The sequence below is a fragment of the Bradyrhizobium sp. HKCCYLS3013 genome (genome assembly GCF_051167615.1).
In the GTDB taxonomy this organism is placed as follows: Bacteria; Pseudomonadota; Alphaproteobacteria; order Rhizobiales; family Xanthobacteraceae; genus Bradyrhizobium.
Genome location: NZ_JBNPTK010000001.1, coordinates 706,261 through 725,548, shown reverse-complemented (window position 1 = coordinate 725,548; position 19,288 = coordinate 706,261). Strand labels below are relative to the sequence as shown.

Annotated in this window: 19 protein-coding genes; 9 read left to right on the top strand and 10 right to left on the bottom strand. The window is 64.8% G+C overall.

What is annotated here, in order from left to right; genetic code table 11:
* Positions 1–127: 127 nt before the first annotated feature.
* The 3 genes from ACQR1F_RS03515 to ACQR1F_RS03505 form a co-directional block, all read right to left on the bottom strand.
* Positions 128–1,414, bottom strand: a complete 1,287-nt coding sequence (locus tag ACQR1F_RS03515; protein ID WP_434837759.1) for a PBSX family phage terminase large subunit — start codon at positions 1,412–1,414, stop codon at positions 128–130.
* 228 nt (positions 1,415–1,642) lie between these two features.
* Positions 1,643–1,906, bottom strand: a complete 264-nt coding sequence (locus ACQR1F_RS03510) for a hypothetical protein (protein WP_316216954.1) — start codon at positions 1,904–1,906, stop codon at positions 1,643–1,645.
* A 40-nt stretch (positions 1,907–1,946) separates the two neighbouring features.
* Entirely contained in the window at positions 1,947–2,069 is a 123-nt protein-coding gene (locus ACQR1F_RS03505; protein ID WP_316180034.1) for a hypothetical protein, read from the bottom strand.
* 501 nt (positions 2,070–2,570) lie between these two features.
* On the opposite strand from ACQR1F_RS03505, the gene ACQR1F_RS03500 reads away from it, so the two are divergent.
* The gene (locus ACQR1F_RS03500) at positions 2,571–2,756 is read left to right on the top strand and encodes a hypothetical protein (RefSeq protein WP_315803600.1); all 186 of its coding nucleotides are present in this window, start codon (positions 2,571–2,573) and stop codon (positions 2,754–2,756) included.
* A 12-nt stretch (positions 2,757–2,768) separates the two neighbouring features.
* On the opposite strand, the gene ACQR1F_RS03495 is transcribed toward ACQR1F_RS03500, so the two are convergent.
* Positions 2,769–3,704 carry a hypothetical protein gene (locus tag ACQR1F_RS03495; RefSeq protein WP_316216955.1) on the bottom strand — a complete coding sequence of 312 codons (936 nt, stop codon included), beginning with the start codon at positions 3,702–3,704 and terminating at the stop codon, positions 2,769–2,771.
* Between the two features lie 99 nt (positions 3,705–3,803).
* Positions 3,804–7,661 carry an ATP-binding protein gene (locus ACQR1F_RS03490; protein WP_434912526.1) on the bottom strand — a complete coding sequence of 1,286 codons (3,858 nt, stop codon included), beginning with the start codon at positions 7,659–7,661 and terminating at the stop codon, positions 3,804–3,806.
* 163 nt (positions 7,662–7,824) lie between these two features.
* Here ACQR1F_RS03490 and ACQR1F_RS03485 point away from each other — a divergent pair, with 163 nt between their 5' ends.
* Positions 7,825–9,129, top strand: coding sequence for an NRAMP family divalent metal transporter (locus ACQR1F_RS03485; RefSeq protein WP_315803603.1), 1,305 nt, complete (start codon positions 7,825–7,827; stop codon positions 9,127–9,129).
* A gap of 195 nt (positions 9,130–9,324) precedes the next feature.
* A complete protein-coding gene (locus ACQR1F_RS03480) occupies positions 9,325–10,956 on the top strand; it encodes an NAD-dependent malic enzyme (protein WP_315803793.1) in 1,632 nt (543 codons plus the stop codon).
* A gap of 55 nt (positions 10,957–11,011) precedes the next feature.
* Here ACQR1F_RS03480 and rocF read toward each other — a convergent pair whose 3' ends face one another.
* Positions 11,012–11,986 (bottom strand): arginase, encoded by a 975-nt coding sequence (rocF, locus tag ACQR1F_RS03475; protein WP_316180030.1) that lies wholly within the window; start codon positions 11,984–11,986, stop codon positions 11,012–11,014.
* 195 nt (positions 11,987–12,181) lie between these two features.
* On the opposite strand from rocF, the gene ACQR1F_RS03470 reads away from it, so the two are divergent.
* Positions 12,182–12,442, top strand: coding sequence for a hypothetical protein (locus ACQR1F_RS03470; RefSeq protein WP_315803605.1), 261 nt, complete (start codon positions 12,182–12,184; stop codon positions 12,440–12,442).
* Positions 12,443–12,452: 10 nt separating this feature from the next.
* Here ACQR1F_RS03470 and ACQR1F_RS03465 read toward each other — a convergent pair whose 3' ends face one another.
* Positions 12,453–13,649, bottom strand: coding sequence for an OpgC domain-containing protein (locus ACQR1F_RS03465; protein WP_410051950.1), 1,197 nt, complete (start codon positions 13,647–13,649; stop codon positions 12,453–12,455).
* Between the two features lie 341 nt (positions 13,650–13,990).
* Between ACQR1F_RS03465 and ACQR1F_RS03460 the strand changes: the two genes are divergently transcribed.
* The 3 genes from ACQR1F_RS03460 to ACQR1F_RS03450 all read left to right on the top strand — a co-directional run bounded on the left by ACQR1F_RS03460 (position 13,991) and on the right by ACQR1F_RS03450 (position 15,130).
* Entirely contained in the window at positions 13,991–14,239 is a 249-nt protein-coding gene (locus ACQR1F_RS03460; RefSeq protein WP_315803607.1) for a hypothetical protein, read from the top strand.
* A gap of 274 nt (positions 14,240–14,513) precedes the next feature.
* Complete coding sequence (locus tag ACQR1F_RS03455) at positions 14,514–14,666, top strand: hypothetical protein (protein ID WP_315803608.1); 153 nt, start codon at positions 14,514–14,516, stop codon at positions 14,664–14,666.
* Between the two features lie 149 nt (positions 14,667–14,815).
* Entirely contained in the window at positions 14,816–15,130 is a 315-nt protein-coding gene (locus ACQR1F_RS03450; protein WP_316216959.1) for a c-type cytochrome, read from the top strand.
* A 112-nt stretch (positions 15,131–15,242) separates the two neighbouring features.
* On the opposite strand, the gene ACQR1F_RS03445 is transcribed toward ACQR1F_RS03450, so the two are convergent.
* The 3 genes from ACQR1F_RS03445 to ACQR1F_RS03435 all read right to left on the bottom strand — a co-directional run bounded on the left by ACQR1F_RS03445 (position 15,243) and on the right by ACQR1F_RS03435 (position 17,211).
* On the bottom strand, positions 15,243–15,596 hold the full coding sequence (locus tag ACQR1F_RS03445; protein WP_316180022.1) for a phasin: 354 nt from the start codon (positions 15,594–15,596) through the stop codon (positions 15,243–15,245).
* Positions 15,597–15,686: 90 nt separating this feature from the next.
* A complete protein-coding gene (locus tag ACQR1F_RS03440) occupies positions 15,687–15,989 on the bottom strand; it encodes a hypothetical protein (RefSeq protein ID WP_434912525.1) in 303 nt (100 codons plus the stop codon).
* A gap of 202 nt (positions 15,990–16,191) precedes the next feature.
* Positions 16,192–17,211, bottom strand: coding sequence for a GlxA family transcriptional regulator (locus ACQR1F_RS03435; RefSeq protein WP_434912524.1), 1,020 nt, complete (start codon positions 17,209–17,211; stop codon positions 16,192–16,194).
* A 65-nt stretch (positions 17,212–17,276) separates the two neighbouring features.
* On the opposite strand from ACQR1F_RS03435, the gene ACQR1F_RS03430 reads away from it, so the two are divergent.
* Positions 17,277–17,987, top strand: coding sequence for a hypothetical protein (locus ACQR1F_RS03430; protein ID WP_316216961.1), 711 nt, complete (start codon positions 17,277–17,279; stop codon positions 17,985–17,987).
* Positions 17,987–19,279 (top strand): MFS transporter, encoded by a 1,293-nt coding sequence (locus tag ACQR1F_RS03425; protein WP_316216962.1) that lies wholly within the window; start codon positions 17,987–17,989, stop codon positions 19,277–19,279. The genes ACQR1F_RS03430 and ACQR1F_RS03425 overlap by 1 nt, the downstream gene beginning before the upstream one ends.
* Positions 19,280–19,288 lie beyond the last annotated feature (9 nt).

The following is a 19,288-nucleotide window of genomic DNA, read 5'->3' as shown; positions in this document are numbered from 1 at the left end:
CGGGCGTGTCAGGAACAAATAAAGAACGCCGACGATTCACGATTGTCAATGACGATCGCGAAGAGTGCGGCACGCAGGACGTCGTGGACCACCGGCTTTCCAACCCCTACGCCAGCTCTCGGCGCCGTTACCGCCACCCCGCATCCTGATATCGAATGGGACGGTTGAAGCTTGCGGCTCGCCCCGGAGCTTCGTAGCAGACCGCCATCAGTCCGAGCGCATCGGCGGCATGCGACGACCAGTCGTGCTCGGGGCCGAGCCCGACATTGCGTGTCTCGTCCCGGCGCTCGTGATAGAAGCCGAGCGCCTCGCGCCCGGCTTCGGTCGCTGCCTCGTTGAACCAGAGCTGCGGACCGAGTCGTCGCAGTGCCTCGATCCGCATCATCGCCGCACCCGTGCCCTGGTTCTTGAGCGGCGGTTCGACAGCGAAGCCGGCGTCGCGCAGATGGTCGGCATAGCGCTTGCCGGTCACGGCGTTGGTCGCGAGGCCATCATGCGGAAGATAGAGGATCGCGTTCTGATAGCCGCGCGTGCGGAGCCAATTGACGTGGAAGGCGAGGACCTGGCCGACCGCCTCATAATAGTCGAGCACGCGAATTTCGTTGCCGACCCACTGCGCGATCCAGATCGTGAAGGCGTCGGCCGTGGCGCCGGCGCCCCCGATATCCACGAAGGCGCGCAACGGCAGCAGCGGATCCGCCGCCACCCTGCCGATCCGCCCGTCGCGCTTCGCTTGCGCCAGCAGATCGGCGAAATAGGCTCCTTCGAACGCGCGCACGTAGTCGCCCTCCCAAATGTGCTCGTAGCGATCCGGATAGAGCGCAAGGTCGAGCCGCCGCTCTTCCTCCAGCACCGCCGGAAGCCACGGGTTGTCGCGCCAATTCGCCTTGACCACGACCGCCCCATCCGGCTTGCGGCTGCGCAGGAAGTCGTCGACGGCATCCGACTTGCGGCGCGGATTCCAGCTCGCCCACAGCTCCGAGCGCGGCGCGCGGATCGTCGGCCGCAGCAGCGACAGCGAGCGCGCGCTCAGGGTCTGTGCCTCGTCGATCCAGGCGATGCGGAATCCCTCCAGCGACTTGATCGACTCCGCCGTGTGATCCTGCATCCCGCGAAAGATGATGAGCCCATCGCCCGGCGTCGCGATGCGATCGCTGAACGGCCGGAAGCCCTGGCCGAGGCCCAGCGTTGCGATCTTGCCCTCGATCAGCCGCTTCGAGGATTGCGCCAGCGTCCGCTGCGCCTCGCGGATGCAGACCGCGAGCGTACCCCGCTCGGCCTGGCAGGTCTCGACCAGCAGTTCGCCGAAGAAGTGCGACTTGCCTGAGCCGCGCCCGCCGAACGCGCCCTTGTAGCGGGCCGGCGCGAGCAGCGGCTCGAACACTTTCGCGGTGGGAATCTTGAGGGTGGACAATGGTAGGCCTCGCAGCAGTCGGTCTGCAGTTCGGCGCGGTGGATCATCGCGCTCGCGACAGTGCAGGGATCAGATCAAGTTGTCGCCAAGACCCACGCCGCTCAGACAGCATGTTCGGTAAAGGCGCTCCCTAGACAGCCGCGCTCATGTCGCGATGACCATTTTCTTGAGAAGCTCTTTGGGCGATAAGATGCTCGGTGCCCGCGCTCCGTTCCGCAGCAATTGCCATCACTCATCCACCTGCTCCTCATCGTGCTCATCCGGATGCACGATGACCCGCTCGATGCGGTGGATCAGCTCCAGTGCACCGTCCTCGCCGTTCTGTAGCGCTTGAGGCGCTTTGCCCCAGCCGCGATCGAGGATGGCATTGGCGGCCGACACGCGGGCCGCATGGGTCGCCTTGGGCGAGCGCATCACACCGACCAGCGTGTTGATCGCCGTCTTGGTGTGGCTGCGCGCCATCGAGCGGATTTCAGTGATCGTCTTCGACATGGTCGCTTCCGGAATCTTGCAAAGTGGATTTGGAACGTGGTCACGACAGCGCATCGCCGGCGGCGATCGCGACGAGCCCTACCAGGGCGAGCGAAATCAGATAGACGGTCATCGTCCTGTCCCGATCGGTTGAAAACAGAAAGGCGCGGCGGATCGCGGCCAACGCGATCGCTTCGGGCGCGAACCTTATCCCTCGCGTGAGGGACCGCTGCGGGCACGACGACGATCATCGTGCCCGCGACCACCCCGTTCGCGCGGGACGGTCAACATCCGGATGACTATGAGAGCACACGCTGCCGAACGGCAAAATGAGGTGATCCGGAAGCAGTCGCGCCAGCATCCCCGAACAGGAGCCCACCGCTGTTGGCGGGCTGCGGCCACCGCAATTTCGGAAATTTCGATGCTGACATTTTGTCAGTGATTTGCCCGACGTGTCAAATTTGATCGAAATGCGGCGATCGGGTTTTCCGATTTCGATAACCACCGCGCGAATTCCTTTCCTGAAACATAAAAAGCCCGCTGCCGACTGATCGGCGCGGGCTCTATGATTTTTTCGACGTTGGCAAAATGCGCCTGATTTGCCCGACGTGTCAAGCGCCCAAATGCGCGCCGATCGTCAGTTCATTTCGCAGCTCGTCGGGCTGAGCCGGAAGGAGGTTTCTTGATGTATGTCGTCGCAGTCGTTCTGGCCGCCTTGTCCGCGCTGTTCTACGCGGCCGCGCAGCATCAGCTCGGATCGGTCGGTGCCGACGTCTGCAGCTACGGCAGCCTGTTCTGCGATAAGCCGCACTACATGATGACGGGTGCGCTGCTCGCGGGCCTCTGGGGCAAGTTCGTCAGCATGCGATAGCAGCGTCGACGATCAGTTCTTGATCGCGTAGAGCGGCGTTCGCACGGTCAGCTGATAGACCGGCTTCGGCGCCCATGCGATCTGCGCCGTGATGCCGAACAGGCGATTGTCGTCGTCATCCATGCGATCGAGATCGAGCCTGACCAGTGGCTGCGTGTAGGCCGCGATCGGCGCGAGGGCGAGCAGCTGCGCACCGCCGAACGACTGCAGCCCGACCCGCGCGGAGACCTTCCAGTTGTTGTCCCACTGATAGAAGCCGCCGACATAGCCGGCGGTGGTGTCGCCGATCCGCGCCAGAACGGTGTCGATCTCCGTGTGAGCATATTGGATGCCCGCCAGCCAGCCGCGCATCTCGTCGGGGTCGAGCGCGTATTTCGCCTCGACCACCGTATTGAACGACGTTGTCGCCAACGGCGAGTCCGGCACCGACCGCGTCAGCGTCGACTGCAGCGTCAAGGTCGGGAATGCGCCACCGTTCTGCTGATAGACATCGGCCTGGAAGCCGAGGAACCAACTCGTCACCGCGACGTCAGACCAACCGGACAGGCCGTTGTAGGACGCGCTGCCGGTGAAGCCGCCATAGAGCGAGAGCGCGTCGCCGAGATCCGCCGTGAGCGGAACGTCGACGCCGACGCCCTGGTTGGTCGGAACCGAGAGCTGCGGGCGCCCCGGCAAGGTTGGCCGGTCGAGCAGCTTGCGCAAGGTTGCGAGCTGGGACAGCGTTCCGAACAGCGAGGTGTCGCCGAGGCCCGTCGACAACGCAGCGCCGGGCAGATAGGCGTAGTTCGTGCGGAAATCGATATAGACGTCGGCAAGACCCGCCGGCTCATCCGCCTCATCGTCCTTGGCAAGGGCACTGCCGCTCATGACCAGTGCCGCGCCCGCGACAAGAGCAGATATCCGCCGCTGCGTCCGACCGCCGCGCAGCCGCCATTCCTCGTGTGCCATGAGACTTCCCCCAGCACCGAAAATACGCCGGTCAAGCGCGATCCTTCAAGTGCTGATCGCGCGAAGCCGACCGGAGTCAGGGGAAAGCTGCCGCGCGTCTCATGCCGACGGCGCCGGCTTCGCGCCTGCCGCTCGCGTGGCCATGACATGGCGCAGCACGCGCGACAGCTCGTCGACCGAGTAAGGCTTCTGGATCAGGCTGAAACCGTGGCGGTCACCGTCAGCGAGGACATGACTGTAACCGCTGTTGAGCACGATCGGGATCATCGGCAACCGCCGGCGGATTTCCTGGCCGAGCGTCACCCCGTCCATGCCGGGCATCACGACGTCGCTGAGCACGAGATCGAAGCTCTCGGGATTCTCGTCGATCATCCGCAGTGCATCCGTTCCGCTGCGCGCAAGCACCGTCCGGTAGCCGAGGTCCTCGAGCAATTGCGTGGAAAATTCGCCGATCTCCGGGTTGTCCTCGACGACCAGCACGCTCCAGCGCGCAGCGAGCTGTTCGGCATCCTGCTCGCTCCGCTCGCGCGGTCCCAGTGGTTTGTCCGTCAGCGGAAGCAACAATGTCAGCGTCGTGCCCTTGCCGAGCTCGCTGTCGACCAGCACCCGTCCGCCGGACTGATGAACGAAGCCGTACACCTGGGACAGACCGAGGCCGGTACCGCGCCCAACGCCCTTGGTGGTGAAAAACGGCTCGAAGATCCGGTCGATCTGATCTGGAGGAATGCCGGATCCGGTGTCGCTGACCGCAATGGAGACGAACGACGACTGCCCGGACTGACCGCCCTCCCGGACGATCTCGCCGCGAATGCTCAGGACGCCCCGCCCCTCCATCGCATCGCGCGCATTGGCGACGAGGTTCACGAGCGCCGTCTCGAACTGATTGATGTCGACGTCGACCGGAAGCGGGCGCAAAGCGAGATCGAGCTCGATCACAGCCGGTGCGCCGAGCACGGTCTGCAGCATCTCCTCGATCCGCTCGATATGAACAGCGGCATCGAAGACGCGGCGCTCCATCGGCGTCCGCCGCGCGAAGGCGAGCAACTGTCCGGTGAGCTTGGCGGCGCGATCCGCCGTGTCCGAGATCGCATCCACGTAGCGCCGCATGCGCTCCGGGGACAGCTGGCGCCGGCGCAACAGGTCGGCCGACGACCGGATCACGGTCAGCAGATTGTTGAAGTCGTGCGCGACGCCGCCGGTGAGCTGGCCGATCGCCTCCATCTTCTGGGCCTGGCGGAACGCCTCCTCCGCCTTGCGCCGTTCGGTCAGCTCGACCGCCTCGGGCACGATGGCGGCCACCTGTCCGGTCTCATCCCGCACCGGCCGCATCTGGAAGTCGAACCAGCGTGAGCCGCCGACCGGCAGTTCGAGCTGCAACTCCTGGCGGGCCCCGTCGCCGCGAGCGACGGCGTCAACCAGGGATCTGATCACCTCGGGCATGCCGGGCGTACCCGCAAACCACGGCGTCTCCCAGAATGGCAGCCCTGCGACCTCGTGCAGCGGCGCAGCGATCGCTTCGAGCGAGGTCGCATTGGCGTCCAGAAGCGTCCCATCGGACGAGAGCAGCGCTTGGAACGTGTAGCTCGCCTCGAAGATCGTCCGCAGCCGCGCCTCCTTGACCTGCAGCTCCGCGGTACGCTCGGAGACCTGCGTCTCCAGACGCTCGTTCAGCTCACGCAGCGTGATCTCGGCCTCGTGCCGCACCCGCGACAGATCGATGTTGGCGCGCACCCGCGCCAGCAGCTCGCGCGCGCTGAACGGCTTGGTGAGATAGTCGCTCGCCCCGGCATCAAGTCCCTCCACCTTGGCCTCCTCGCCGGCGCGCGCCGACAGCATGACCACAGGAATGTCGCGAAGCTGCGCATCGCCACGCAGCACTCTCAGCAGGCCGAAGCCGTCGAGCCCCGGCATCATAACGTCGGTCAGCACCAGATCGGGGCGGCGCCGTCGGACGGCCTCGAGGGCCGCGATGCCATCGCTGACCGCCTCCACGTCATAATCCTCGCCGAGCAAACGGCGGACGTAGTCGCGCATATCAGGATTGTCGTCCGCGAGCACCACGCGATCACGGGCCGATGCCGTCGCGGAGCGAACTCCGAGGTCATCGGATGACGACGGGTGAGGAAGCTCGAACCGCCCACCGCCGTTCAGCCATCCGAGCGCCTCCTCGATGTAGGCTTCGGCACGCACGTTGGTAACGGCCAGGACACGGGAAGGTCCGATCTGGCCCGCCGGCAGATGCGCCGAGCCTAGCGGAATTCGCACGGTGAAAACCGAGCCGCGGCCGAGTTCGCTGTCTACGGCGATCTCCCCGCCATGAAGCCTCACCAGTTCCTGAACGAGAGCGAGACCGATGCCGCTGCCCTCGAAGGATCGGCCGCGCGCACCTTCGATGCGACGAAACCGTTCGAACAAATGCGGCAGCTCACTGGGCGGGATGCCGGTGCCGGTGTCGCGAACCTCGAGCTCGGCATGATTGCCGTCAGTGGACAAGCCGATCGACACCGCGATTTCACCTTCGAGGGTGAACTTGAACGCATTCGACACCAGATTGAGAACGATCTTCTCCCACAAGTCGCGGTCGACATACACCGGCTCGGACAGGGGCGTGCGGTCGATGGTGAGACGCAGGCCGGCAGGATCCGTCGCCGAGCGGAAGTTGGACACGAGCTCGGCAGTGAAACCCGCAAGATCGATCGGCTCGAAATGCGCGGTCATGCGGCCGGCCTCGATGCGCGAAAAGTCGAGCAGCGTGTTCACGAGCTTCAGCAGACGAATGCCGTTGCGGTGGATCAGGCTGAGGGCGGATCGCGCCTCGGGGGTGAGTTGGGCCTCGGCGCGGCCGAGCAGCTCTTCCAGCGGGCTCAACATCAGCGTCAGTGGCGTACGAAACTCGTGGCTGATGTTGGAAAAGAACGTCGTCTTGGCGCGGTCGATTTCGGCCAGCGCTTCCGCCCGGCGCCGCTCTGCCTGATAGGCCCCGCCGTTGCTGACGGCCGCTGCAATCTGCCCCGCGACGAGGTTCAGGAAGCGGGCATAGCTCTCGTCGTAGAGGCGGAACGGATTGAGACCTGCGACGAGGAAGCCGCCCCGTCCGGCTTCCCCCGACGCGGGCAGCGGAAGCACAACGGCGTGCTGTGGCGGCTGACGCCATCCGCCGGTCGGAAAGCTGAGACCGAACCGCCGCGGAAGGTCACGAACCAGCACCGCATCCTGCAGCTTCAGCGCTTCGGCCAGAGGCCACGTTCCTTCCGGCTGAATTCTCAGCCTCGGCTGAGCAGCGGGATGATCGCGGTCGATGCCGGTCAAGGCCTGCAGTCGCGCCGCCTCGCCGTCCGGGTCGGTCATGTAGATCATCGCGAACGGAAGGTCGCGCGCCTCCCGCGCCAACGCGTCCGCGCAGCTTGCGCAGGCCTGATCGATGCTGCGGGCCCCGGCCCCGGCATTTGCGAGTTCGCGCAGCAACGAGAGCTGGCGCTCGCTGATCACGCGCTGAGTGTCATCGGTGTTGGCGCAGAAGATTCCTCCAGGTGATCCATCGTCGTCCGGAATGGGACTGTAGGAGAACGTGTAGTAGGTCTCCTCGGGAAAGCCGTTGCGCTCCATGATCAGGAGTTGCGCCTCGACATAGGTGCCCTGGTCACCGCCGCCGGCCTTGGCCAGCAACGGACCGATGTCCTCCCAGATCTCGTGCCAGACTGCAGAGATCGGTCGGCCGAGTGCCCACGGATGTTTGCCGCCGATGATGGTCTTGTAAGCATCGTTGTAGAGATAGATCAGCTCCCTTCCCCAACCGATCCAGATCGGCTGTTGGGATGTCAGCATGATCCTGACGGCCGTCTTCAGGCTCTGCGGCCAATGCTCCGGCGGTCCGATCGAGGTGCTCTCCCAATCGAACCGCAACATCAGTCCGGCCAGCTCACTGCCTCCGGAAAAAAGCCTCTCGCGCTCGGCCATGCCGAGCTCCTGATCATGCCCTGTTTGCCGCTCGTCCGGCACGCGCTCCCCCTGGTCGAAATCCGACGTGATCTGGAACGCAGGTACTCTCCTCCGGTTCCGGAGCCGGGAACAAAAAGGGGGCGTGCGACTTCGAGACATACACCGCCGGGGGAGTGCTGCCATGGCCACGACCGTTGCATCTGAACCGAACACACCGAGACGGTCGCCCTGGAGCGTATTCCGGCTGTTGGGTCCAGGTCTCGTGACCGGTGCCGCTGACGACGACCCGTCGGGAATAGCAACGTACTCCCAGGCCGGCGCGCAGTTCGGTTATGGGCTGTTGTGGACGGTCTTTCTGACAGCGCCTTTCATGATCGCGATCCAGCTGGTGAGCGCGCGCATCGGCCGTGTCACCGGCAAAGGGCTGGCGGCCAACATCACCGCGCTTGCGCCACGCGGGATCGTCTTCGGCCTCGTCGCGCTGCTGGTCGGCGCCAACACCTTCAACATCGCAGCCGATATCGCGGCGATGGCGGAGTCGCTGTCGCTGGTGATCGGCGGTCTCAATCATGAGCACGCGCTCATCTTCGCCGCCGGGTCGACGCTGCTCCAGGTATTCCTGCCCTACCGCCGCTACGCACCTTTCATCAAGGTGCTGACCCTCAGCCTGTTCGCCTACGTCGCGACCGCCTTGATGGTCAAAGTGCCCTGGAGCACGGCGCTGCTCGCGGCGGTTTGGCCCAGCCTCTCGACGGAGGCCGACTATCTGCTGACGGTGGTGGCTGTGCTCGGCACCACCATCAGCCCCTACCTGTTCTTCTGGCAGGCCTCGCAGGAGGTCGAGGAGATGAACCAGGGCAAGGTCGACCGTCCCTTGCGCGAGCTGTCGAAGAAGGACCACCCCGACCTCCGCCGGATCAGGATCGACACCACGATCGGCATGATCTTCTCCAACGCGATCGCGTTCTTCATCATCGTGACGACCGCCACGGTGCTGCACGCGCATGGCATCACCAAAATCGACTCGGCGACGCAGGCGGCCGAAGCCCTGCGCCCGCTCGCGGGCGACTTCACCTTCCTGTTGTTCGCGCTCGGCATCATCGGGACCGGCATGCTGGCGATCCCGGTGCTGGCGGGCTCGGCCGCATACGCCGTCGCCGAGATCTTCGGCTGGCACGCGACCCTGGAGGCCAAGCCGGACGAGGCGGTCGGCTTCTACAGCATCATTGCTGCCGCCACGATCATCGGCTTCGGGCTCGGCTTCACCGGCATCGACCCGATCCACATGCTGGTGTGGAGCGCCGTGCTCAACGGCATCGCCGCCGTGCCGATCATGGCGATGATGATGGTGATCGTGTCCAATGCCGGGCTGATGGGCCGCTTCCGCGGACGGTCCTGGCTGATCGCCCTGGGATGGATGGGGACAGGCATCATGGCCATCGCCGTGCTGGCGCTGCTGTGGTCATTCGTCACGGGCCGCGCCTAGCGGCCATCGCATGTCCCTCTGCGTCGGCTGCAACGCAGTTGCACAACGTCATTGGTGCAACGCGGAACGTAAACTGTGTTAACAGTCCGTTCCCGCCATCCCGCCGCGATTGATGCCGATCAACGCCGGGCGCGCGCCGGTATGGCGGTGCTCGAACAAAGGACCTCGGAGACTGCCTTGACCCAGCCGCAACGCATGAGCGCATCGACGCTCCCCCCCTATTCTCCGCGCGGACTCGCGCTGCTGCGCGATCCGCTGCTCAACAAGGGCACCGGCTTCACCGAGCAGGAGCGCGATGCGCTCGGCCTGCGCGGCTTCCTGCCCGCCGGGGTCATGTCGATGCCGGCCCAGGCCGAGCGGATCCTGGTCAATCTTCGCAGCCTGTCCAGCGACCTCGAGAAGTATGTGGCACTGAACGCGCTGCATGACCGCAACGAAGCGCTGTTCTTCCGGGTGGTCTGCGACAACATCGACGAGATCCAGCCGCTGATCTACACGCCGACCGTCGGCCTTGCCTGCCAGAAATACGGTCTGATCTTCCAGCGTCCGCGCGGCCTGTTCATCTCGGCCAACGACCGCGGCCGGATCGCGGAGATCCTCGCCAACTGGCCGTATCGCGCCAGGCTGATCGTCGTCACCGACGGCGAGCGCATCCTGGGTCTCGGCGATCTCGGCGCCAACGGCATGGGCATTCCGGTCGGCAAGCTGTCGCTGTACTCGGCCTGCGCCGGCATCCATCCGGAAGAGTGCCTGCCCGTCATGCTCGATGTCGGCACCAACAACGAAGAGCTTCTGGCCGACCCCTACTACATCGGGCTGCGCCAGAAGCGCCTCACGGGCGAAGCCTATGACGCCTTCGTCGACGAGTTCATGACCGCGGCCCGCGCCGCCTTCCCGGGCGTGCTGATCCAGTTCGAGGATTTCGCCAACCACGCCGCGTTCAAGCTGCTGCACAAATATCGCGACGACGCCTGCGTCTTCAACGACGACATCCAGGGCACCGCGGCGGTGGCGCTCGCCGGCTTGTTTTCGGCGCTGCGCATCACCGGCGGCAAGCTCCGCGATCAGACGGTGCTGTTCCTCGGCGCCGGCGAGGCGGCCACCGGCATCGCGGATCTCGTCGTCTCCGCCATGATGGCCGAGGGCCTGTCCGAAGCAGAGTCGCTGCGGCGCAACTGGCTGACGGACTCGCGCGGCCTCGTCATCAAGGGGCGGGAGAACCTGCACGGCCACAAGCTGCGCTATGCGCACGACCAGGCGCCGATCGCGGACTTCCTGACCGCGATCAGGACGCTGAAGCCGACCGCGATCATCGGCGTGGCGGCCGTCGGCGGCGCCTTCACGCCGGAAGTGCTGCAGGCCATGGCCGAGCTGAACGAGCGCCCCATCATCTTTGCGCTCTCCAACCCGACCTCGAAGGCGGAATGCTCGGCGGAGTCGGCCTATCGCTATACCCAGGGCCGCGCGCTGTTCGCCTGCGGCAGCCCCTACGATCCAGTCAAGCTCGACGGCAAGACCTTCGTGCCGCGTCAGGGCAACAACTCCTACATCTTCCCCGGCGTCGGCCTCGGCGCCATCGCCAGCGGCGCGCGGCTGGTGACCGACGAGATGTTCATGGCCGCCGCGCATACCCTGGCGAACTGCGTCACCGGCGCCGATCTCGAGCAGGGCAGCCTCTACCCGGCGCTGCCGCGCATCCGCGAGGTGTCTGCCCATATCGGCGCCGCGGTGGCCGGCGTTGCCTATCAGAACGGGCTCGCCACGGGCCCTGCGCCGAACGATCTGCTCGGTTTCGTCGAGTCGAAGATGTACGACGCCCGCTACTGAGCCCGAGATCGCGGATGCCTCGGGCTCACCGAGGTCGAGCGAGGAGGCATCCGCTCTATTGATCCGGAACGATCGCATTGGTCGGCGTCGGCCGGTCCGTGATCTGCTGACCGAACAGGCTCGCGATCAGTTCGACCGCGACGCGCGCAGTCTTGCCGCGCTCGTCGAGGAACGGGTTGAGCTCGACGATGTCGACCGAACGGACCAGGCCGGAATCGTGCAGCATCTCCATGATGAGATGCGCCTCGCGATAGGTCGCGCCGCCAGGTACGGTCGTGCCGACGCCGGGGGCCACCTCGGGATCGAGGAAGTCGACATCGAAGCTCACATGCAGGACGCCGTTCCGCGCACGAACCCTGTCGAGGATCCGGCGCATCAGCACGCCGACGCCGAATTCGTCGATGGCGCGCATGTCGGCGATGCTGATACGCCGGAGACGCAGCAGCTCCTTTTCCGCCCTGTCGATCGAGCGGATGCCGAACAGCTCCAGCTGATCCGGGGGGATGGACGCGCGTGCCTCGTCGCCGAGCAGGCCGTCGAGACCCGGCTCGCCGCACAAGAACGCGGCGGACATGCCGTGCATGTTCGCCGTGATCGTGGTGTCCGGCGTGTTGTAGTCGGCATGTGCGTCGAGCCACAGCACGAACAGCTCCCGCCCGATCTCGCGGCAATGGCGCGCGACCCCGTTCACCGACCCCATCGATAGCGAATGGTCGCCGCCGAGAAACACCGGAATGGCGCCGGTCCGGGCCAGGTCATGGCTGCGGCGCGCCAGCACCCGCGACCAGCGCTGGATCTGGCGATAGTGCTTGGCCCTCGCCGGCGGCTCGTCTGCAGACTCCGTCATGTCGACGATGCCGACATCGCCGTAGTCGGTAACGTCGAGCCCTAGGCTTTCAAGCACGTTGATGAGACCTGCGGTGCGCAGCGCAGCCGGCCCCATCAGCGTGCCGCGGACCGACGCGCCGAGATCGATCGGCGCACCAAGGACGGCAATGCGATGTGGCGCTGTAAGGTCTGGAGAAGCCAAGACGGAATCCTTTCATCGACGGCCGGCCGCCCAGCGTAGCGCGATTTTGCACCGCGTGCTTCGCCGGTGATGCGTCTCGGTCCACGGGAACCAATCGCATCAGACGGCATTTTCAGGAACGTCACATCCGCCCTCGGCCGAATCGCGTCGGCACGGGGGGCCAATCCGACGAGCCGCGGCAGGAAGGCGACCAAAGTGAGCAGCGAAACGTTCGAAACTCCTCCACAGCCGGGCGTCGCCGAACGCGCGCTCGACACCGCGACCGACATGTCGCGCACACTCGGGGAGATGGTCGGCACCTTGAGTGCGGCCGTCGACCGGCTCAGCGAAGCGGCAAGGGACGCGCGGCGGCCGGGGACCGCTCTGTCGACCGTCAGCGCGATCACCCGCGAGGCGCCGCTCGCGAGCCTGTTCGTCGCCTTCCTGTTCGGGGTCGCGGTCGCGCGCCGGCGCTGAAGGGTGGCGCTCAGAACAGCCGCGGTCCACGCCGGTCGAGCTGCGACTCCCAGGTCAGGAGCGTGGCGACCATGATCATGATCGCGATCCCCGCGACACTGATCAAAATTTGCATCGCGAACCCGCTCGCCACATCGGTCAGCACGACCTGGCCGAGAAAGGCCAGCAGCACACCCACGCAATAGATCGAGAGCGAGCTCTCACCGCACCTGATCATGGCCGTCGTCAGCGGACGGATCGGCCCCTTCCATTGCGGCGGCGCCAGCCGTGACACCACGAAGGCAAGCGCCAGGAAATGCAACAGCCGCACCGGCGCAAGGTGGCTCTTGTAGATCGGATAGATCAGACCGCTGATGCCGGACGGGATCAGGCTCTCGAGACTCTTGAACTCCCAGCTGAGCGCCATCAGCAGACTGAAGACGAGATAGCCGATCGCCACGACCAGCAGCATCGGCGAGTCGAGGAGCCGGCGCAGCCGCGTGGTGCCGGCATAGCTGTACCAGGCGCCGATCACGAACAGGAACTGCCAGGCGAACGGATTGAAATACAGCTCGCCGCTCGGCCACGCCGGCACCTGCCAGCTGAACAGCTGAACCATCATGTAGAGCAGGAATGAAAGCACCAGCGTCAGCGTCGCGCTGGTCATCATCAGCCACAGGATGACGGGAAAGCAGAAGTGCAGGATTGCGAACGTCAGCAGGATGTCGGTGTTGACCGGCGCGAATTGCAGCAGCGCCACATGCACCAGCGTGGGCCCGGGCTCGCGGAAGAAGAAGCCGGTGTTGGTCTCGTCGACGAAGCGCGTGCCGCCGCCGATCACCCAGACCAGCGCCGCATAGGCGAGCAGCAGGACCAGGAACGCCGCATAGATCTCCCAGGCACGCCGCAACGCCCGCACCACCGTGGTCGCCCAGCCCTGGTCCCGCAGCGCTCCGCCATAGGCCAGCATGCAGGTGTAGCCGGAGATGAAGACGAACACCTCGGAGGTGTCGCTGAAACCGTAATTGCGCAGCGTCAGCCACGCCAGCGAGTTGTCTGGAACATGATCGATGAAGATGAACCAGAGGGCGAGACCCCGGCACGCGTCGACCCGGAGGTCACGCCGTCCGTTGCCGTTCCCGTTGCCGGCTGCCACGCTATCTGTCTTCGCCAGCTCTTGATCATCGGCAAACAAGATGGACCTCGTCTCGGGATGGCGGACCAACATCGACTCCGGCATGTCGTGCCTTAATATCTCCTGCCGGTCATCGATCGGAACTCGAATCCGAAACACGCGCCCGCCCTTCCGGCAGATTCCGGGCCCTCGAACGCGCCCCCCGTCTTCGTCTTCAGGTTGCCCCGCGCGATTTCAGCGGATTGTGCACGGCCGATATCCGCACTGGAAAAGTGTGCACGGAAGCCGGGTACCTGCGGAACATTGTCGGCATGGTGGTGTTAACCATCTCACCAACCGCGGAGCTGGCAATTGTTCCAGTCCCGTATTTGCCCGGATTGATTGTAGATTGGTTAGACGTTGACTTTGAGTGGAAGTGTTGACAGGGGGGTTCCGTGATCCACCGAGGTGTCCAATATACGGTCGTGGCGACTGCTGAACCGGACATTTGGGAATGGCGGTACGAGTTTGGCGATCAGATCAAGACCGGACGCACCCAGACCAGACTCGCCGCGCTCGCGGCGCGGCGCGTGAAGTCGAAGATCGATGCGGCCCTCCGTGCGGCCCAGACGGGTTCCGTGTCCACGGTGAACGTCGCCGAACGGATCGACAGGGCGAAGGCTGTATCGCATAGCCTGACCTGACATTCTGTTCCCTGGCAGTCCGGCGAGCGCCGGTCGGCTCATCGTCTGTTGAGACAGATCAAGGCATCGATGCCGGCATTTGTCATGTTCAGACTATGGAAACTCTCGTTTTTCGCTGCTCCCAGACGGGATCGAACGTTCAGATCGGCTTGGCCACACCGGCTCTTGCCGACCAGTTCGACGCCTATGAGGCGGCCGCATGCCCCGCATGTGGCGGTACGCACCTCGTCAACAGGCTGAGCGGAAAGATGCTGAGCGACAGGGAGGGCTCGACATGTCCTACGTTGCGGAAGAGTTGACGATCACCGCCTCGCCCGACGTGTCTCGCCCGACCGATATGTCTTGGCTGCGCCGTGCGACCGCGCTCCTGAAGGCGATCGTCAGCCGGATCGACCTGTCCCACTTTCCCAAATCGTGCTGTAATTGACGTCGAGATTCATCGACGCGCCGCGTGCCTGCGCGGCGGAACGGCCAAGATCGCCCCTCTCCAGGGGCGAAACATTCCTTCATGAGCCGCTCGCCGCCACTTGGGCGAGGTGCGCCACCACCCAACAGACAAAGATCAGGAGTTTCTTGATGCACGCCTCGGTGATGAGAGTTATCGCGATCGCGATCGCGGCTGCGGCTTCGACACCGGCCTGGGCCGCCGATCCGGATCACGGCGGAGATCTGGCCCGTCGCTGGTGCGCCTCATGCCACCTCATCGAAGGGACGCAGAAGCAGGCCAGCGCGGACGTTCCCTCCTTCGCCCAGATTGCTAAGAAGACGGATTTCACGCCAGAGAAGATCGCGTTTTTCCTGCTCGACCCGCATCCGAAGATGCCAAGCTTTCCGCTCAACCGGCTGGAGGCAGCCGACATCGCCGCCTATATCGGCAGCCTGCGAAAATAGGGCTGGGCTCCTTCGCCCGTCTGGTCCGTCCGCCCGCGCCCATTCGGCGGCAGCGCTGCCGCCGAGCTCCGTCCATGCAGACCGTCGCTCCTGCGACGGCAAGGCTCGCGGTTCAGCTCTTGGGCTCGGTCACCTTGCTCGCGGCGGACATGATGCTCGCCGTGATCGTCTTCATGTGTTCACCGGCGTTGGTGAACTGGCTGCGCAGGAACTCGGACTGGATCCGCATCGCCTCCTCGAGCTCGGTGGCGTGAACGAGCTTTCGCGCGTGCTCGAAAGCCGTCTTGATGTTCTGCTCGGTGAGAGTGAGCGCCTGCTTGGACATGTCCGCGGCAGGGCCCGGAACCGTGCCGATCGATTTGCCGGCTGCGTCGAAGAACATCTCGAACGCCTTTTCCGCCTGCGAGATGGTCTTTTCGGCCAGGTCCCGCAGTTCAGCGGGCACTTCGAGTTTGGTTTGGGTCATCGTTGCGTCCTCCACGACAGATCCAACTACCACATCCGACTCCCTGCGTCGCCGTGCAAATGGATGCGGGAAGAAGGCGGCAAGCGCCTGTCAGAGCGCGGCCAGACGTCGGCGCGCGATCTGCAGCGCGTGCTCGATCGAAGCGAGATGACGATCATAGGTCAGCCGCGCGCGCTCGTCCGAAACGAAGCCTGAGAGTTCTCGCGCATGCTGCAGGGCAAGATCGAGGAGGAGGACAGTTCTTCTCACATCTTCCCTGACGCCGAATGCACCGGCTCGCACGTTTTCCGTGTGGACGGCCCCGGCCACCACAACCGCGGCCTTCGCTTGCGCCCTTGCAAAGGCGGCGTGAGGCAAGAGTACTCTCGTGCGAAAGGGAACGATGTTGGTCATTGGCCTTTCCCCACTGCTCTGCAGGGGCGGATCTGCATCGAATTTTCAGCGTTTTACCCGTGGCATTTTACGGAAGCCTTAGAGCGATCGCACACTTCATGGCCGCTCTGGCCGCAACGCGAGCGACGGGATTAACTTGAAGGCAAAGGGAGCGGCCTCGACTCCGGCGAAAAGTGTCAGCCGCGGTCGCGGCAAGCGCCGATCAGCCCGAAAAGCGACGCCGATACTCCGACGGCGACACACCGAGATGCCGCAGGAACGCCCGCCGCATGCGCTCGTCGTCGCCAAAGCCAGCCCGTTTGGCGATTTCGACCACGTTTTCGACCTGGCGGCTTTCGAGCAGGAGGCGCGCCGTCTCGACCCTGAGCGCCTCGACTCCCTGTGCCGGTGTCATCCCGGTACGGCTGGCATAGGTGCGGGCAAAGGTACGCGGCGTCATGCCGGCTCGCGCGGCCAGCGCCTCGACCCGCAGATCGCTGGCGATGTTCTCGATGATCCAGGCATGCAGCGCACTGAACCGACCCTCGACGTCGGACGCTTGCGCCGCCAGCACGGTCGAAAACTGACTCTGGCCGCCAGGACGTTTCAGAAAGACGACGAGCCGTCGCGCCACGTCGAGTGCGATCGTATGACCGAAATCCTCCTCGATCATCGCCAGCGCGAGATCGATGCCGGCGCTCACGCCTGCGGATGACCAGACCCGGCCGTCCTGCACAAAGATGGCGTCGGGCTCGACCTTCACGTTCGGAAAGCTGTCCTGCAGGCGCGGACAATAGCGCCAATGTGTCGCGGCCCGCCTGCCCTCCAGCGCTCCGACCCAGGCCAGCGCAAAGGCGCCGAGGCAGACGGACGCGATGCGGCGGGCGCCGGGAAGCACCTGGCCGATCCACTGCATCACCGTCTCGTCCTGCCGCAGCTTCCAGATGCCGGGCCCCCCCGGAATCAGCAGCGTATCGACCTCCTCAGGCTTCAGGGATGAGAGTGGCGCAGTGTCGATCATCAGGCCGACATCGGTCGGCACAAGCCCGCCTTCCTTGGACACGTAGCTCAGCACATAGCCCGGCGCCGGCAGCTCGATCTCGCTGAGCTCGGCAAACACCTGTGCCGGGCCGGAGACGTCGAGCAGTGTCACTCCAGGAAAGGCGAAGATCGCCAGCCGCCTTTCGGCACCATCTCGACGCACCGCAGCACGCCGGGGAGAGTTGGCAGAATTCGAGGGCATATTGTCCTTTAAGCCATCGGAGCCCCGCCTGTATAGCTCGACCTTGCAGTGCTGGAGTTCACGCGATGTCGCGCAACCTGGACGGCCGATACAAGACGGTCGCCTCGCCCTGGGACGACTACACCGTCTACAGCTTCTCCGATGCGTCGGAGATCCAGCAGCCTGATCGGCAGCCGATCATGGATGCGATGAATTCGATCATTGCCATTAACTGGAAAGCAATCGAACCCCACTGGACCGCGACCTCGTCGCCATTCGACAGCAAATACAGCCTCGTTCTGGTCTACGATCACATCGGACTGGTCGCGTTCTCGGTCTATCGCGTGATGACGATCGCGCAGCGGCTGGCCATCTACCGCAGTGGGACCGAAGTACTACCCGCACATCAGGGCCGTGGCCTGTATGGGTTCTTTACGTCGCAGATCCTCAAGCATCCTGGGTCGGCCACGCCCGGCGAGGAAATTCTGTACGGATGGCGAACGCGCAACCCGATCGTGTGGGCGGCCAACGCCAAGATTTGCGAGAGAGTCGCGCCGTCGCTGCTCGACGAGTCCGCGGATGCCGAGCTGCAGGCCGCCTGCGTCGAGATGTGTGCGACGATCTATCCGGGCAAAGCGCTCGAGGTGCCCCACATGATCATGCGTGGCGCCTATGGACACATCCAGCACATCAGGCAGGACTATCACGGCAGGGCCTCGCTGGTTGAGACCGCGATGTCGCGGATCATCCCGGATTCCGCCGACGCCCTGTTCTCCGTCGGCTACGCGAGGGTGTGATGGCGGCGCTTGGACAACAGGCGGTCGCGTCCTCTCCGCTCCGGTTCTTCGATCGCGCCTATGTCGCGTGGGGAACGGTCGCGTTCGCCTACGCCATCGCCTTCCTGCAGCGGATGTCGCCGCAGACCGTCGGCCTCGACTTCATGCGGGACTTCGGCACCGACGCCTCCGGCGTCGCGATGCTCGCCTCCAGCTATTTCTGGGGCTACACATTGATGCAAATCCCCGCGGGCGTTCTGGTCGACCGCTACGGTGTGAAGCGCGTCGTGCTGTGCAGCATGACGGCATCCGTGCTCGGCAGCGCCGCCTTCGCCTTGTCGCCCACCCTGCTCGACGTCTTCATCGCGCGCGTGGTCGTGGCCTGCGGCGACGCGCTGGTGTTTACGGCGCTGCTGAAGCTCGTCGCGCAGAGCTTTTCCGACCAGCGTTTCGGCCTGATGTCCGGCGTCTCCCAGGTATCGGGCTATGTCGGCGGCGTCCTCGCCACGACTCCGCTCGCTGCTGCGGTCAGCGGCTTCGGCTGGCGCGCCTGTTTTCTCTTCATCGCCTGCGTCGGCGTCGTGAACTTCGCCTGCGCGTCCGCGACCCTGAAATCCGCACCGGCGAACTACACCAGCAGGACGCTGAAGAGCGTCCTGGTCACGAGCTGGCATGCGCTCGGATCGGCCGCGACATGGGGCTGCGCCATGAGCTTCGCCGCGCATTTCGCGGTCGTGACCACGCTCGCCGGCGTATGGGGCATCCCGATGGTCGCGCATTATTTCGGCATCTCGCCCTCGGCGGCCGGCGGCCCCCTGCTCGCCTTCATGGTCGGCAACGCCATCGGATCAATCTTTCTCGGCCATGCCGCGGACCGGATGCAGTCGCTCAATGCAGCTCTGATCTCCATCACCTTCCTGCGCATGCTGCTCGTCGTGATGCTGTTGCCGGCACTGGCGCACAGCTTCGGCTTCTTCTATGTCGGCGCGGTGTTCGCCCTGCTCGGCCTGGTGGCCGGGGGCACCGTGCCGCTGATCCTGAAAAGCACCAAGCATCTCTACACGGCGGAGCGCATCGGCGTCGGCGCATCGATCAATACGACGGCCGCCGGCATTTTTGCCGGACTGGCTCAGCCGGTGATCGCCTTTGCCATGGTGAGTGCGAGCGGCCTCAACCCCGACATCGGATCAAGCCTGCGCAGTGCTGCCAGCGATTCCGGCTACGCAGCCCTGATCGAGATTCTTCTCCTGATGTCGCTTCCTGGACTGCTTGGGCCGCTGATGATGAGGCGCAAATTGATACTTCGTACTTAAGCATAAAAA